We start from the raw sequence: 16155 nt of genomic DNA on the forward strand, positions 1-16155 counted from the left end.
GACCGGGAGACGTCCGGACGCCCGATCCTCTCGGTGGCATCCGTTCCACCTGCCGTTCCCGGCATGGTGTCGCCGCCATTCTCGCTGGCTTCATTGACGCCATTGACGTCGGCGTCCTGATCCTCGGGGTGCGGAGCGTTCAGCGCGCCCTGCCCGTCCTGTTCCTCGTTACGCTCATCGTCTCGCGGCTGCGAGGGTTGCCCATTCCAGCCGTTGCTATAGTCGTCGGCCATTGCTGCTCCTTAATCATCGGGACGGTGGCGGTCCGTCCGGAGTCGGAAAGCTCCCCGCCGCCGCTGTGCTACTCACAGAGTTAAGACATCAGCTCTGGATGTTTCCTGAACGTTCGTTGAAAGAATAAGTCGAGTTGCCGGCCAATACCCGCCATGCGTCCCCATGCTGACGCGTAACGGCACCCATGGCCCTACAGTATGCCCTATGAGAAGCGACTCCATGGCCCCCGGCACGCCTTCGACCACAGAATCTCCAACAGCCGGGCACGACGATGCCGGACCCCGCGCATTCCATTTCGAAACGACCACACGACTCGACGATTCCGCCGACGGAAAAGGACGCGGCGGAGCCCGCTATGGGCGCACCGGCGTCATCCACACGCCGCACGGTGACATTCACACACCGGCCTTCGTGCCGGTGGCCACCCAAGCGGCGATGAAATCGGTGCTCCCCGAGACCATGCGTGAATTAGGCGCCCAGTGCCTTTTGTCGAACGCCTTCCATCTTTTTGAACGTCCCGGAGAGGACATCATCGATGCCGCCGGAGGCCTCGGACGCTTCATGAACTGGAGCGGCCCCACATTCACGGATTCGGGAGGCTTCCAGGTGCTCTCGCTGGGAGCCGGGTTCAAGAAGACCCTCGCGATGGATGTGACCGGCATGAAATCGGACGACGTCATAGCCGAAGGCAAGGAGCGCCTGGCCTTCGTCGATGAGGATGGAGTGACCTTCAAATCCCCGCTCAACGGGTCAACGCACCGTTTCAGCGCCGAAATATCCATGGGAATCCAGCACAAAATCGGAGCGGACATCATGTTTGCCTTCGACGAGCTGACGACGCTGATGAACACCCGTGGGTATCAGGAGAGATCGGTCGAACGGACCTTCCGCTGGGCGAGAAGATGCGTGGCCGAACACCTGCGGCTGACGGAGGAAAGGTCGGACAAGCCGTATCAGGCGTTGTACGGCGTGGTTCAGGGAGCCAACTACGAGGATCTGCGCCGCCACGCGGCCGAACAAATCGCATCACTGGACTTCGATGGCGTCGGTATAGGAGGCGCTATCGAGAAGCGGCTCATCGGCGACACATGCGCCTGGATCGGCGACGCGATGCCCGAAAGCCGTCCCCGTCACGTTCTGGGAATCGCATCCGTCGACGACATCTTCGAATGTGTGGAGAATGGCGGCGACACCTTCGATTGCGTGGCCCCCGCGCGATGCGCGCGCAACGGGGCGATATACACCCGTGATGGGCGGTACAACGTCAAACGTTCGCGATTCCGCACGGACTTCGGTCCTCTGGAGGAGGGATGCGACTGTCACACGTGCACGCACTACACGCGGGCGTATGTGGCCCATCTCCTTCACGCGCGGGAGATCAACGGCTTCACCCTGGCGACGATCCACAATGAGCGCTTCTTCGTGAAGCTGCTGGACGACATCAGGAAGTCCATCGATGAAGGGCGTTTCGAGGAGTTTCGCGACGACACACTCTCACGCTTCTATGCCCACGCAGGCCGTGCATTCGTCGACTGACTCCGCCCGTCCGACCGGCCCACCATCGCAATCCGTCCGGAAGTCCCTCCTGGCATGCGCGGAATTCCCCACGCTACGACACTCCGTCTTGCCCCAAACCAGCGACAGTGGTAGCTTGATAGCTTGTCTGCGAGCGTGGCGGAATGGTAGACGCGCTGTCTTCAGGTGGCAGTGAGTGAATGCTCGTGGGGGTTCAACTCCCCCCGCTCGCACCAATTAAAGTCATGTATGAGGGTTTGAACTCACGCATGACTTTTTGTTTTATTTATGCAAAATTAAAAAGAGATACGCATTGATAAATGATAGGTATAAAGGGAGGGTTCTTATGGATGTATACATTCTATTATTTCCCGACTTTGAAACATTGGATGCTTTCGGACCGGTCGAAGTGTTGGGGCGTATCGAAGAATATAAGCTTCGTTATATTTCAGTTACGGGCGGAATCATTACAAGCAGACAGGGCGTGCGGGTATTAACTGAGAGTATTCAGAACGATGACGGTGATGGAATTCTATTGATACCTGGTGGGCAAGGTACACGATCTTTAGTGAATGATATGAAGTTTATTGAAAAGCTATCAGATATGGTTTTAAAGTCAAAATATTGTCTTACAGTCTGCACAGGTTCGGCCTTACTTGCAAAAACTGGCCTTTTAAATCATAAAAAGGCGACATCCAATAAAAAGGCCTTCGAATGGGTTAAATCAATCAACACGAATGTTTTATGGGTTGAAAAAGCCAGATGGGTTGTAGATGAAAAATACTACACATCTTCCGGGGTAACTGCCGGAATAGATATGGCATTGGGGTTTGTGTCCGAAAGATTCGGTTTAAATAAAGCACAAAAAACAGCTGAGCATATCGAATATGTCTGGAATCCCGACCCTAATAACGACCCATTCGCAGTATAATTATAACCGGAAACGCCATTCTTATTTGAATATTTGATTATATTGTTTAAAAAAGTGATAGTTCAAATCCTCATCTTTGAAATAAGATGATATCTAGTATTGACGTGGCTCGCACTAGCTTGAAGCTGGGCACAAATCGCGCTCCTCACTTTGTGGGGAGCGTTTTGTTTTGCACCCGCGCCGTAGGTCTGCATCTATTTTGACCTAATGAAACAGTACAGGAACCTTTGGAAGGGCGAAATAAAGCCTTTCCCAAAGGTTCTTTGCATATAGCACCCACTACACCATTCACAACAGTGTGATAGGGAATTGATGCGGCGAGGAATTCCACACGCCCTAGAAACAAAAGAACTGCCGGGATGCCCTTCGCCTGATGGCACCCTCCAGCAGTCAGCGTCCGCACAGCAGCATCCGCGCGCAACGCCGTGAACCAGTATAGCTCATCGTCCGAAGATGGCCGCCACGTGATTCTCTGAGCGTAGCCGCCGTCAGCCACATGCCGCCATCAAGCGGTCTCACACGTCTGAGACACACGTCGAACCCGGAAAGGCCGGGCGCTCGAGTGACATTCGAACGAGTCCGACCTTCCGCATTCGATCTCCAAGGAACAGCACCATGACATATCCACAGCACCCCCCGTTCCGCGCCGACGTGGTGGGAAGTTTCCTTCGCCCCGAGGCCCTGAAGCAGGCCCGTCTCGATCACTCCGAGGGAAGAATATCCGACGCCGACCTTAAAGCCGTGGAGGACCGGGCCATCACCGATCTCGTCGCCAAGCAGAAACGCGCGGGACTCCATGTCATCACCGACGGCGAATTCCGCCGCGCCTACTGGCATCTGGACTTCATGTGGGGGCTGCATGGGGTGACCAAAGGCACGAATCCCGTGGAGGTCAAAGGTTCCGATGGCGCAGGCGTATCCGAGACGGCGGCCGTGTGCGGGAATATCTCAGGCGAGAACCACCCCTTCATCGAGCACTTCCGTTTCATAAAGGCCTTGGAGGACGATTCCACAATCGCGAAGCAGACGATGCCGTCGCCCGCCCAGACGTTGTTCCTTCTCCAAGCCGGATCTGCGGAGAACTATCCCAACCCCTATCCCTCCGATGACACTCTGGCGGATGCCCTCGTGGGCGCTTACGTACAGGTGCTCCGCGACCTGTACGCCGCCGGCTGCCGCGTGGTCCAGTTCGACGACTGCACATGGGGAATGCTGGTCTCCGCCGATTTCAAGGACTCGGTCTTCGGTCGCGATCCGCTTGCCGTCCAACACCAGTACGCCGCAATCAATAACGCGGCAATCGCCGCAGCTCCCCAGGGCATGACGGTCACCACCCATGTGTGCCGCGGCAACTACCAGTCACAATGGTTCTCATCCGGCGGCTACGGACAAGTCGCGGACGTCCTCTTCGGCGAGGAGAATCCCGATGCCTACTACCTGGAGTTCGACGACGACCGCTCAGGAGACTTCGCGCCGCTGGCGAAGGTGAGTGACGGCAAGAAAGTCGTTCTGGGACTCATCACCTCGAAGCGGCCGACACTGGAGAATCCCGAAACAATCAAGGCGCGGATCGCGGAAGCCGCCCAATTCATCCCGCTTGACCGCCTGTTCCTCTCCACACAGTGCGGCTTCGCCTCAACCGAAGAGGGAAATTCCCTGACGGAGGACCAGCAGTGGGACAAAATAGCTCTGGTGCGGTCCATCGCGAAGGACATGTGGGGAGAGGACTGACGAATCCCTCGGCGCTTCCTGACGAGATCGCTGAATGAACAACCACGAATGAATCCGGTGGAGATTATCGGCGTGACGAGTGCCTCCACTCCTCCGTGCCGATGATCTCCACCGATGGAGTGTCCAAAAAGGACAAGACCGCATCCAGATATGGCCCCAGGACGCTGTTCGGCATACTGAATATCTCATGGACCGACTGACCGAACCGGACCACATCGATGTCCCCGCCGCCGAGCTTGACCTGTCGTACGAAACGATTCTGAGCCTCATTCCGAACCCACGCGTCTCGTCCCGCCTGCAGGAGCAATGTCGGGGTTTCCACACAATCGCAGGCGGACTGCCGCAATGTGGCCCTCGACATCGCCAAAGCCTCATGTACCCAGCCGTAGGTCGGGGAATACGTCTGGTAATGAACGTCGCCAAGGCGCTGTTCGTGGTACCATCTCACACGCTGTTCGCAGGCCTCCTCGTATCCGGTCACATCGAACTCCGGCGAGAAATCCCCGTGCCCATGGACCCGATGCCGTCCCAATCCAACCATCTGGGCAGCCCCCACGACCAGACGCGTCATCCACAATGGCGTTCCCGTCACGGGCGCGATCATCGGGCTCGACAGCACGGCCTTGTCGAAAAGGGTGAGGAATCTTTCAATCACGGCGGCCCCCATCCCCCCTCCCATCGAATGGGCGAAGAGAAACAACGGATGGCTTCCCGCGTAATGCTGTCCGACGGTCTCGCTGAACCGCACCAGATCCGCCACATACCGACGCCAGTCGTCAATCCAGACCAGCGACGGGTTGTCCACGTCCCGCGCGGAATAGCCATGCCCCCGATGCTCAAGCACGCACACCGAATAGCCCGACAGCAGAAAATACCAGATCAACTCGGAGTATTCGCGGGCGAATTCGGTGAACCCGTGGGCGATGACGATCGCTCCACGGTATCGTCCGACCGCGCCCTCGACGTTGAGACCGTCGAACGCCGTCGCGTCATAGCACTCGTAATGCAGTCGACCAGGCACCGGCGCTATGCCCAGTCCCTCGTTCCCCGCGGAGTCCATCCACCCCTCCTCGCGGCATGCGGCGAGGGCGGGAAGAACGGTATCGTCCATAACACCGCCGTACCGGGTCTCGTCGATCAATGTCACACTGGTCACCGCTTATTCCCTCCATCGTCAAGGCCGAGCGCATCGCGCAGAAAATCCCGTTGAAGTATCAGAAGGTTCCTGGCCACGGTCTCGTCGTTGGTCATATGTGTGATCCCGATCAAGGGCAGGAAGGTGTGCGGTCTGCCCGCCGCCATAAGCGCCTGCGACAACCGCAGCGAGTGGGCTATGGTCACGTTGTCGTCGGCGAAACCGTGAATGAGCATCAGCGGACGGCGCAGTTGGGAGGCGTCGTCGATGAGGCTGTTGCGCCGGTACACATCCGGATCCAATCCCAGATAACGCTCGGTGTAATGAGTGTCGTACAACGTCCAGTCCGTCGGCGGAGCGCCAGCGCAGGCTGCGTGGAACACATCCGGCGCGTCGATGACCGCCAGTGCCGACAGGAATCCCCCATACGACCAACCAATCATCGCCACCCTGTTCAGATCAGCCTCGGGTGCGACCTCGGGCAACGCCCGCACGGCCTCGATCTGGTCAGCGAGGGTGATGTTCTTCATATCGTCGACGATCTCACGGTCCCATAGCGGTCCGCGTCCGGTGGTCCCACGGCCATCCGCCGTGACGACGAGGAAGCCTTGGTTCGCCCACCATTGCGAATCCCAGTGATACGCCTGGCTGAACACGGCCTGCTGAAAACCGGGACCACCATAGGGGTGCATGAGGACCGGGAGCGAGGCCGCCGCGGCGTAGGGGCTATCCGCGCTGGGCCGGGTGATCGCCGCGATCAGACGATGCCGGCCAAGCCGCACGAACGTGGTCGTGGGAACGAATCCGGGAACGGCGGAATGATTGGCGATCGGCGCATGGACGGACTCCGTGTAGGAGTCTCTCGCATGCGTGAAGGTATGGACCATGCTCGACCGCGGATGCTCCATGTCCCTCCCCGACAGAACCATCCCATCGCCATGACGGCTTGCGGTCCACACCCCGGGACGCGACGACACCGGCAGAACCGTTCTGGGACGGCCGTCCGCATAGTCGACGGTCGCCACGTCCATGCTGCGGGCATCATGACGGTCGGCGTCACCGGCCCACGGCCCGCACACCCCGACTCCCTCGCGCGTAGTACGCTGGACGACCACCAGCACATCGCTTTCCCCCACATCGAGAAGCTCCCTGACCTGCCACCCCTCGGGCGTGAAGGGCACCCCGTCGAGAGTGAGCCGGTTGGTGTCCGACTCCATGTCGTTCATCGCGCATATCAACCGTCCGTCCGGCGTGCGCGCGGGCGTGCCGGGTATGAGATCGAGCCATTGCGGATTCTTGTGGCTTTCAAGAAGCGTGGTGGACCCGTCGGACCGCACGGCACGAACCTGATCGCGGCTCTGCCGACGGTTCTGGACAAGAATCACCGGATCGAAGGTGCCGGTCCAGTTCACGGCCGCAAGATACTCATACTCATCCGCATCCCATACCACTGGCCGCGATTCGTATCCCGACACCACATCGGAACCGTCGATAGACAAATCGACCACCGTCAGATGAACAACGGCATTGTGCGTCAACGCGCGAGGATAGCGACGGGCGGACTGGGGCGTCTCGGGATCGGCCGGGGCACTCGTGTACCACACCGGCTCCTTAGACGAGTCGAAATCCTCGACTAACAGATGACGTGAGTCCGGCGACCACCAGAAACCGTCGTATCGATCCATCTCCTCGCCGGCGGCGAATTCGGCGAGACCCACGACCTGTGTCTCCGGAGCGTCGTCGGGCAAAGGGAGAACCGCGCAACGCCCGACGACCCGCATATGGTCGTCGACATCGAGCACGACCAAGCGCCGTCCGGTGGTATACAGCACATGTCGTCCATCGGGGGATATCCGGGGATTGAGGATCGGTGCCCACTCAGCCCCGGCGGCAATCTGCGAGTCGAGCATCATTGGTTGGCGCTCGCCCCCGCCTTGGGCATCCACCATGAACAGGTGACCGCCGAGGGTAAAGACCACCCGCACTCCGACGGCATCCACATCGTACGACACGATGCCCTCCCCTCCCTCACGGGCACGCTCACGGCGGGCCTTCTCCTCATCGGGGATATCCTCGGCGGCGACATTCCTCAACAGGATCCGGGGGTCGGCGAGCAGAACCTCACGGCCGGATCCATCATTCCCGTCGACCAGACTGAGCCACAGCGAGCAGACCAGATCCTCCGGTCCGGACGAGCGCAGGAAAAGCGCGCGCGACCCGTCGCCGACAACACGCGCGGACCGGGGGGCACCACAGGTGAAACGGAGCGTGCGCGCCTTGCGGGCCGGATATTCCTCAAAAATGTCCATGAGGAATACGCTACCCACACCGGCACCCAGCCTTGGGCGCTTCACGTGCGTCCATGCGGTCCTATGTAATGGAGAAATTGCAAGCATTGCATCGCTTGGTTGGCCCATACCGTCACCCCGCGTAGGATATGGTGAGAATAGAAAGGGGTCACCATGAGCGTTCTTGACCGTTTCGAGAAGGGCGTCGAAGGCGCAGTCAACGGTATGTTTGCGAAATTTGGCTCCAAAGACCTTCAGCCAGTGGACCTTTCCAGCGCTCTTGAACACGAGATCGATGCCAAGGCCATGCCACTGGGCCGAGACAGGACGGTCGCTCCCAACGAGTATCGGTTCAAGCTCAGCACGGCGGACTTCGACCGAATCGAGCAGTGGGGCAGCGCCGCCCTGGCCGACGAGCTGGCCGACAACCTCACGAACTACGCCAAAAGCCAGCATTACGCCTTCGTGGGACCTGTCGTCGTGATATTCGAAGAGGATCTGGACCTCGGCAAAGGCAATTTCACACTCACCTCCGAATCCGTTCAGGGGAACGCCGCGCCCGTGACCACCGATGAACAGTCGCAGGACAATCCCGTCATCGAGATCAACGGCACGAAATACGTGCTGACCAGCGAGAAAACCGTTCTCGGCCGCGGCTCCGAATGCGACATCATCATCGACGACCAGGGGGTGTCCCGCCGACACCTTGAAATCGACATCACTCCCAACGGCGTCGTCGCACGCGATCTGGGGTCGACCAACGGCACCTATGTCGAGGGACATAAGGTTCCCGCCGCAACGCTTCTTGACGGCAACACCATCACCATCGGACGAACGCGAATACTCTACTGGGCCTCTCAGGAGCAGGAGTAAAGCCGTCCGCCGCGGCCAATCGCACCCATGATCACCGAGCTGACATTCGCCATCCTCAAGTACGGATTCCTGGTACTGCTCTGGGTATTCGTCGCCCTTGCGATACGCTCCCTGCACCGGGATATCGCAAGTCTCAGCCCGCGTAAGTCTTTATCCCACCGACGCAAGGACAAACTGGCACGCAAAAAGGCCAGCGAGACGCCAGCTCCGGCCGCATCGGGACCGGCCCACGTGTATCCCTCCACATCGGAGATGGCTGAGCAACCTTCGGGTCCCTCACTGCTGGTTCTTATCGACGGACCCGCGGCTGGCGCGTCCGTGCCCCTGACCGGGCAGGCCATCACTCTCGGCCGGTCGTCGTCGAACACCGTGGTGCTCGACGACGAGTTCGTCTCATCCCATCATGCGCGCGTATACAAGGATCCAAGCACCGGAAACTGGGCGATCGAGGATCTAGGCAGCACCAATGGAACGATTGTCAACCAGCGCCGCATAAGCTCTCCCACCATCCTTCCCTCACGGGTTCCCGTGCGCATCGGCGCCACGACTCTTGAGCTGAGGTGAGCGCATGACCGATTCGTCCTCCTCGCGCAAGCTATTCATGTATTCGACCACCGTCTCGGACGTGGGAACGGTTCGCAGCAACAATCAGGACTCGTCTTTCGCCGGGGAGCATCTCATTGCGATATGCGACGGCATGGGTGGCCACGCCGGAGGGGACACGGCGTCGACTATCGCCATCAGGTCCCTGGCCCATGTGGAGCATGACGATCTGGATGATGATGTCGAAGCCGTGTCCTCGATGATGGAGACATCGGTTATGGCCGCCCACGACGCCATCGTGGGGAAAGCAAAAAGAGAACGGTCCCTCGCCGGAATGGGAACGACTGTCACCACCGTCGCGCTTGTGGACAATTACTGGATCCTGGCCCATATCGGCGACTCACGCGCGTATCTTCTCCGCAACGGGCATCTGGGCCGCATGACATCGGACCACAGCTACGTCCAGCATCTTATCGACACGGGCCGCATCACTGAGGCGGAAGGACGCAACCATCCGCAGCGCAACGTGGTGATGAGGGTTCTGGGTGATTTCGACATCGACCCGCGTCCCGACATCGCCGTTCGGCGCGCATATCCATCAGACCGCTGGCTGCTGTGCTCAGACGGTCTTTGCGGGGTGCTCGAGGATTCGACGATCGAGCAGATTCTCCGGGACACGCCCGATCTTGAGGATTGCGCGCAGATACTCGTCTCTCTTGCCCTCAAAGCCGGCAGCACGGACAATGTGACGGCCGTCGTCGCCGATGCCACACTCGCCCTGAGCTCGACTTCACGTGAGGCCCACAGCCAGACTCCCCTGATCGGCGGGGCGGCGAGCGCGTCCCTCGAGCCGATAGCCGACATCATCAATGGTCCGGTGGCGTCGTCTCCGGCGTTGCGCACGAACAACGAATCGCCAGCCCAGCGTGCCGCCACTCTGGCTCAGGATGATAAAAACTCCGCGATCAACTCTCCCAGAATCGCCCAGCCCTCCTCTGTACGTGAGGAGACGGGCGAGCGTGCGACGCTCGACACCGGGGAAATCCCCGTCGTGAAGAAAAGCGATGGGAGGCTTACCGCGGATCCCAACGATCCCGATGTGGCGAAAGCCATCCGCAATGAGCAGCTTCGCGAACGGCAGACGACCAAGAACAGGCACCGGCTAACCAGATGGATCATCGCGACCATCATCGTGCTCACCGTGGCCTCGCTAGCGGTCGGAGGGGCCGCCGCATACCGGTGGAGCCAATCGTCCTACTATCTGGGCGAGGCGGACGGTTATGTCTCCATCTATCAGGGCGTCCCCACCAATATCTTCGGATTCAGCCTCTCCCACGAGATCAAGCGGACGGACATAGCCGTGTCCTCGCTTCCGGCCGGATGGCGCAATCAACTCGCCAAAGGCATCACCATGAGCACGGTCAATGAAGCGGAGGAACACGCCAAACTCATCGAAAGCGAGGCGCAGCACATCAAACGGCAGGATGGCAATGACACGACGTCGGGCTCGGCGTCGTCACCATCCTCATCCTCATCGTCGTCCTCCTCCGCGTCCCCGTCATCCTCTTCCTCCTCCACTAAAGGAGGCGCCTGATGGTGACCACGCGTCTGCGCCAGATATCGCTTCTGCTTTTCTCGATGCTGATTAGTTTCGTGGGATTCCTCCAGATGTTCGAGCGCACGTGGGGAAAGTTCCCCACACGGTACATGGGGATACTCGCCATCGTCGCCGCGCTGTTCCTCGTCGTATGGGGGCTTTTGCTCAAATTCCAGCCTTACGCCAGCCAATCGATCCTTCCCGCGGTTCTTCTGCTGACATCGATCGGCACGATCATGATCGCCAGGATCGACAAGAGCAACGGCACCGACGTGGCGTTCCGGCAGCTGATCTGGGTGTGCGTCGCTCTCATCATGGTGGCCCTCATCACCGTCTTCCTTCAGGACTACCGTCTTCTGCGCAGGTTCTCGTATGTCAGCATGGTGATCGGTCTGCTTCTGCTGCTCTCGCCCATGATTCCCGGTATCGGCAAGCAGGTCGGGGGCGCCCGGATCTGGATTGGAATCGGAAGCCACACCATGCAGCCGGGCGAGTTCGCGAAGCTGTTTCTCGCGTTCTTCTTCGCCGCATATCTTTTCGACCACCGCGACCAGCTGGCAGTCGGCGGACGCAAGATCATGGGGATACAACTTCCCAGACTCCGGGACATGGGACCGATCATCGTTGTGTGGGTGGCGTCGATGGGCGTTCTTGTCCTCCAGCATGATCTGGGGACATCGCTGATGTTCTTCGCCATGTTCGTATCCATGCTCTACGTCGCCACAGGTCGGAAAAGCTGGCTTGCCATCGGCTTCGTGGCCTTTGCCGCGGGAAGTTTCCTCGCAATCCGTCTTTTCGCCCATGTCGGATACCGCATCCAAGCGTGGCTTCATCCTTTCGACTCCAAGATTTACAATATGGGAATTGGGGGCTCGGGACAGATCGTGTCCGGGCTGTTCGGCATGGCCTCAGGGGGTTTATTGGGAACGGGATTGGGTCGGGGACACCCAGCGCTGACTCCGCTGGCGAATTCTGACTTCATTTATGCGTCCCTAGGTGAGGAATTGGGTCTGGTCGGGCTTATGGCGATTCTGGTGCTCTATCTGATTGTCATCACCTCAGGCTTGATCACCGCGATGAAGATCAAGGATGGTTTTGGAAAGCTTCTGGCATCCGGCCTGATGTTCACCATGGCCTTTCAGGTCTTCACAGTGGTTGGCGGCATCACGCTCGTGATTCCCCTCACCGGCCTCACCCTCCCCTACGTGGCGGCAGGAGGCTCGTCCCTTATGGCGAACTACATTCTCGCTGCGCTGCTCATCGTGATTTCGAATGCCGCGAACAAATCCGTCGCCGACGTGTCCTCGGACACCTTCCGGTATGAGGCTTTGACCGCGCTTCGGGACCGCGACCGCAATAACACAGAGCCCGAACGGAGACGGCCAAGGACGGTGCACTCCGACGACACGACAACGAGGGGGCTGGCATCATGAACAATTATCTTCGGCAAGTATTCGTGGCCGTGGTCGTCTTGTTTGTTGTTCTGGCGGGATCATCGACCATCATCACGGCGATTCGGGCGGACACGCTCAGCTCCGACCCGCGCAACGGACGAACCCTGTACCACGAGTTCGATGCACCCCGAGGTGCGATACTGACCTCCGACGGAACCGTTCTCGCAGAATCGACCGCGGTGAACGACGCCTTCAAATACCAGCGCAAATACACATCGGGAGCCGTCTACGCAGCGGTTACCGGCTACTTCTCCATAAGCCAGAACGCGGACAGAGGAATCGAGGCCTCCCGCGGAAAGCTTCTGAGCGGACAATCGAACACGCTGTTCTGGCAGAAGTTCAAATCGCTGTTCACAAGCGGAAAGAACCAGGGAGCGACAATCGAGACCTCGATCGACACCAAGCTTCAGACACTGGCGTACAAGCTTCTGAAGGGCAAGGACGCGTCTCTGGTGGCAATCGAGCCAAGCACCGGACGAATCAAGGCGATGGTCAGCACTCCCAGCTACGATCCGAACGTTCTGGCATCCCATGACACCACCGCGGTGAACAAGGCGTACTCCTCCCTGACCTCGGATTCCAGCAACCCCATGCTCAACAGGGCGACGTCGGAGCTGTATCCCCCCGGATCGACCTTCAAAACCGTCGTTGCCGCCGCCGCTTTGGAAACCGGGAAATACACCCCAAGCACCATGATTTCCGCGGGATCAAGCTACACGCTTCCCGGCACCAGCACCAAGCTGACCAACGTCGCGCATCAGGCCAATGGAGTGAACGGCAAGATCTCCTTCGAGGACGCCCTCGCTTACTCTTCTAACACGGCCTTCGCGCAACTGGGCGTGAAGCTCGGGGATTCGGCCGTCTCCGCGCAAGCCAAGAAACTGGGATTCGGCAAATCCATCACGTTGGATGGGTCCAATTCGACGGGCCTGCCCATCAAGGCCGTCTCGTCCTCCTTCCCGACCGGTGTATCGGACGATAAGGTCGCCCTCGCGTCAATCGGACAGGGAGACACTCTGGAGACCCCTCTTCAGAACGCGATGATTGCCGCGGCCATCGCGAACAAGGGCACGCTTATGCAACCCACTCTGGTCGACTGCGTGCGCTCCAGCGACCTGACGGTGTTGTCGCAGACAACTCCGACCGTCATGTCCAAGGCGTTCAGCGAAAGCACCGCCACCCAGCTGACCACTATGATGGAGGCCGTCGTCTCCAAGGAGTTCACATCCCTCTCCATTGATGGCGTGAAAGTCGCAGCCAAAACCGGAACCGCGCAGATCGGGACGGACAACAGCTCGATCGACGGGTGGGTCATAGGATTCGCCCCAGCGGACGATCCGAAAATCGCCATAGCCGTCGTGATCCACAATGTCGATGAATTGGCATCGTATTCCGTGGGTCCCATCATGAAGCAGGTGATGGAGGAGGCGCTCAAGGAATGAAGCTCATCGAGGGACAGCTCATCCACGGACGTTACCGGCTTGACCACCGTCTGGCCCAGGGGGGAATGGGTGAGGTCTGGAAGGGCTACGACATCCAGCTGGACAGGCCGGTCGCCATCAAAGCCCTTCGAGGCGACACCGGTGACGTTGAGGTCAAGCTCCGTCGTCTCAGAACGGAAGCGCACAATTCCGCCAACCTCGCGCATCCCAACATCGCCGCGCTGTTCGAATACTACGAGCACAACGGCATTGGATTCCTCATCATGGAGTATGTGCCGAGCAAGTCCTTGGCCGACATCTACCACGAGCGTGGAGCCATGCCTCCCACCGAGCTTCTTCCGATTCTGATGCAGACTGCACGGGGACTTTTCGTGGCGCATTCGCATGGAGTCATCCATCGTGACGTGAAACCGGCGAACATCATGGTCGCCGATGACGGGGAGGTCAAAATCACCGATTTTGGCGTATCCTACTCGACGAATCAGGAGCAGATCACCCAAGACGGCATGGTCGTGGGGACGGCGCAGTACATCTCTCCCGAACAGGCCCAAGGCAAGCAGGCGACCCCCCAGTCGGACATCTACTCTCTGGGCGTCGTGGCTTATGAGGGGCTCTGCGGACACCGTCCATTCACAGGAACCACCGCTGTGGACATAGCCGCCGCGCACGTCAACGACGTCGTGCCACCTCTGCCGGATTCCGTGGATCTCCAGCTCAATCTTTTCGTCATGTCCATGCTGTCGAAGGACCCCGCCGACAGACCTCAGGACGCTTTGGTGGTGTCAAGGACGCTGTCCCGCATCGAACGCCGTCTACTGGATGAGCAGACCCTTCTACGCGACGCTCCGACGATTGTGGGAACGGGAGGACAGCTTCCCCGCGTCGTCGCGAGTGCACCCCATCGCGGAACGATGCTGGAGTCGACATCGTCCTCCGAATCGTCGAACCCCTCCGATGAGGAGGACTCACGTGATGCGAACGCCACACCGCGATCCCATCGCCGATCAAAGCCGGCCCACGCTCGGATCGACTGGAAGGAACAGTAATGAACAGCATCATGCCATCGTCATTGGCAAATGGACGCTACCAGCTCGGCCAGCTTATCGGCAGGGGCGGGATGGCCGAGGTGTGGCAGGCCAGCGACACCCGTCTGGGACGCACCGTCGCGGTCAAGATCATGCGCTCGGATCTGGCCAATGATGAGATCTTCCTGTCGCGGTTCCGCCGGGAGGCGCATTCCGTCGCCCAGATGAACAATCCGAACATCGTCAACATCTATGACTCAGGCGAGGAGAACGTGGCCACCGAGAACGGCCACAACGAGCATCTCCCCTATCTGGTGATGGAGTACGTCAAAGGCCAGACTCTTCGCGACATCATCCATTCGAACGGAGCCCTCACGCAAAGGGACGCGGCGCAAGTCATGATTGGCGTTCTCAACGCGCTTGAGTACTCGCACCGCATGGGAATCATCCATCGTGACATCAAACCCGGCAACATCATGATCTCCGAGCAGGGGATTGTGAAGGTCATGGATTTCGGAATCGCCAGGGCTCTCGACGACTCCGCGGCCACCATGACGCAATCCCAGGGCGTGGTGGGAACGGCCCAGTATCTCTCTCCCGAGCAGGCGCGCGGGGAAGTCGTGGATATGCGCTCGGACCTCTACTCGGCTGGATGCGTCCTCTACGAGATGCTGACGGGAAAGCCCCCGTTCACTGGGGATTCTGCCGTTGCGATCGCGTATCAGCACGTCTCCGAAGTGGCCACGCCTCCCAGCGCGATAATCCCCGGCCTCCCGACCATGTGGGATAAGATCTGCGCCAAGGCCATGGCGAAGGACCGTCAGAACAGATACGCCACGGCCACGGAGTTCCGCAGCGACATCCTCGCGTTCATGAACGGCGGAGTGCCCACGGCAGCGGAGTTCAATCCGCTTACAGACCTATCGGCCACAAAGGCGATGCGCACCGGGGATCAGACCGCCGCGACCCAGGCATTCCAAGGTGAGACGACCTCCACTCAAGCGTTCAATCCCTTGATGGAGGAATTCGCCGAACCAGTAGCCACGGCATCTCCTTCGACACGGTCGGCCCAACGGACGAAGAACAAAAAACGCAAGAAGGCGATCATCGCAAGCGTGATAGCGAGCGTTGTGGTGATATCCCTGATAATCGCTGGCGTGCTCTACGTGAACCATCAGAACACCGAGAAGAACTCCACCGTCACCGTGCCGACCTTCAGCGAGACCACCACCAAGGCCGCAGTCAAGAAGAAGCTCAACGCACTCGGACTCGTGCTGGTGTCGAAAACGGACTCCGACTCGACTCTTTCGGCGGGAAGCATCACGAAACAGCGTCCGACAGGCGGCACCACCGTCAAGAAGGGCTCCACCGTCACCGTATGGTTCTC

The 16155-nt window shown here is 59.4% G+C and carries 13 protein-coding genes and 1 tRNA gene; 11 read left to right on the plus strand and 3 right to left on the minus strand.

What is annotated here, in order from left to right; genetic code table 11:
• Nucleotides 1–233: hypothetical protein (locus Q1X90_RS03370; RefSeq protein WP_300766541.1), on the minus strand; the 233-nt coding region annotated here is incomplete at its 3' end.
• A gap of 220 nt (nucleotides 234–453) precedes the next feature.
• Here Q1X90_RS03370 and tgt point away from each other — a divergent pair.
• From tgt to Q1X90_RS03390, 4 genes are all read left to right on the plus strand, one after another.
• On the plus strand, nucleotides 454–1770 hold the full coding sequence (gene tgt, locus Q1X90_RS03375) for a tRNA guanosine(34) transglycosylase Tgt (protein ID WP_300766551.1): 1317 nt from the start codon (nucleotides 454–456) through the stop codon (nucleotides 1768–1770).
• Nucleotides 1771–1899: 129 nt separating this feature from the next.
• Nucleotides 1900–1985 (plus strand) — tRNA-Leu (locus tag Q1X90_RS03380).
• A gap of 110 nt (nucleotides 1986–2095) precedes the next feature.
• A complete protein-coding gene (locus tag Q1X90_RS03385; protein WP_300766542.1) occupies nucleotides 2096–2680 on the plus strand; it encodes a DJ-1/PfpI family protein in 585 nt (194 codons plus the stop codon).
• A 615-nt stretch (nucleotides 2681–3295) separates the two neighbouring features.
• Nucleotides 3296–4411 (plus strand): 5-methyltetrahydropteroyltriglutamate--homocysteine S-methyltransferase, encoded by a 1116-nt coding sequence (locus tag Q1X90_RS03390; RefSeq protein ID WP_300766543.1) that lies wholly within the window; start codon nucleotides 3296–3298, stop codon nucleotides 4409–4411.
• Between the two features lie 64 nt (nucleotides 4412–4475).
• On the opposite strand, the gene Q1X90_RS03395 is transcribed toward Q1X90_RS03390, so the two are convergent.
• Both Q1X90_RS03395 and Q1X90_RS03400 read right to left on the minus strand, forming a co-directional pair.
• On the minus strand, nucleotides 4476–5522 hold the full coding sequence (locus Q1X90_RS03395; protein ID WP_300766552.1) for an alpha/beta hydrolase: 1047 nt from the start codon (nucleotides 5520–5522) through the stop codon (nucleotides 4476–4478).
• Between the two features lie 41 nt (nucleotides 5523–5563).
• Nucleotides 5564–7855, minus strand: a complete 2292-nt coding sequence (locus Q1X90_RS03400) for a prolyl oligopeptidase family serine peptidase (protein WP_300766553.1) — start codon at nucleotides 7853–7855, stop codon at nucleotides 5564–5566.
• Nucleotides 7856–8008: 153 nt separating this feature from the next.
• Between Q1X90_RS03400 and Q1X90_RS03405 the strand changes: the two genes are divergently transcribed.
• The 7 genes from Q1X90_RS03405 to pknB form a co-directional block, all read left to right on the plus strand.
• Nucleotides 8009–8707 (plus strand): DUF3662 and FHA domain-containing protein, encoded by a 699-nt coding sequence (locus tag Q1X90_RS03405; RefSeq protein ID WP_300766544.1) that lies wholly within the window; start codon nucleotides 8009–8011, stop codon nucleotides 8705–8707.
• Between the two features lie 27 nt (nucleotides 8708–8734).
• On the plus strand, nucleotides 8735–9271 hold the full coding sequence (locus Q1X90_RS03410; protein ID WP_300766545.1) for an FHA domain-containing protein: 537 nt from the start codon (nucleotides 8735–8737) through the stop codon (nucleotides 9269–9271).
• Nucleotides 9272–9275: 4 nt separating this feature from the next.
• Nucleotides 9276–10844 (plus strand): PP2C family serine/threonine-protein phosphatase, encoded by a 1569-nt coding sequence (locus Q1X90_RS03415; RefSeq protein ID WP_300766546.1) that lies wholly within the window; start codon nucleotides 9276–9278, stop codon nucleotides 10842–10844.
• Nucleotides 10844–12280 (plus strand): FtsW/RodA/SpoVE family cell cycle protein, encoded by a 1437-nt coding sequence (locus Q1X90_RS03420; protein WP_300766547.1) that lies wholly within the window; start codon nucleotides 10844–10846, stop codon nucleotides 12278–12280. Before Q1X90_RS03415 ends, Q1X90_RS03420 begins: the two co-directional genes overlap by 1 nt.
• Nucleotides 12277–13743: a penicillin-binding protein 2 gene (locus tag Q1X90_RS03425; protein WP_300766548.1), complete on the plus strand. Its 1467-nt coding sequence runs from the start codon at nucleotides 12277–12279 to the stop codon at nucleotides 13741–13743. Before Q1X90_RS03420 ends, Q1X90_RS03425 begins: the two co-directional genes overlap by 4 nt.
• Nucleotides 13740–14789, plus strand: coding sequence for a serine/threonine-protein kinase (locus Q1X90_RS03430; protein WP_300766549.1), 1050 nt, complete (start codon nucleotides 13740–13742; stop codon nucleotides 14787–14789). Before Q1X90_RS03425 ends, Q1X90_RS03430 begins: the two co-directional genes overlap by 4 nt.
• The coding region (gene pknB, locus Q1X90_RS03435; RefSeq protein WP_300766550.1) for a Stk1 family PASTA domain-containing Ser/Thr kinase at nucleotides 14789–16155 on the plus strand (1367 nt) is incomplete at its 3' end. The genes Q1X90_RS03430 and pknB, both read left to right, overlap by 1 nt.

Origin of the sequence: uncultured Bifidobacterium sp., assembly GCF_949292005.1 — a bacterium.
In the GTDB taxonomy this organism is placed as follows: Bacteria; Actinomycetota; Actinomycetes; order Actinomycetales; family Bifidobacteriaceae; genus Bifidobacterium.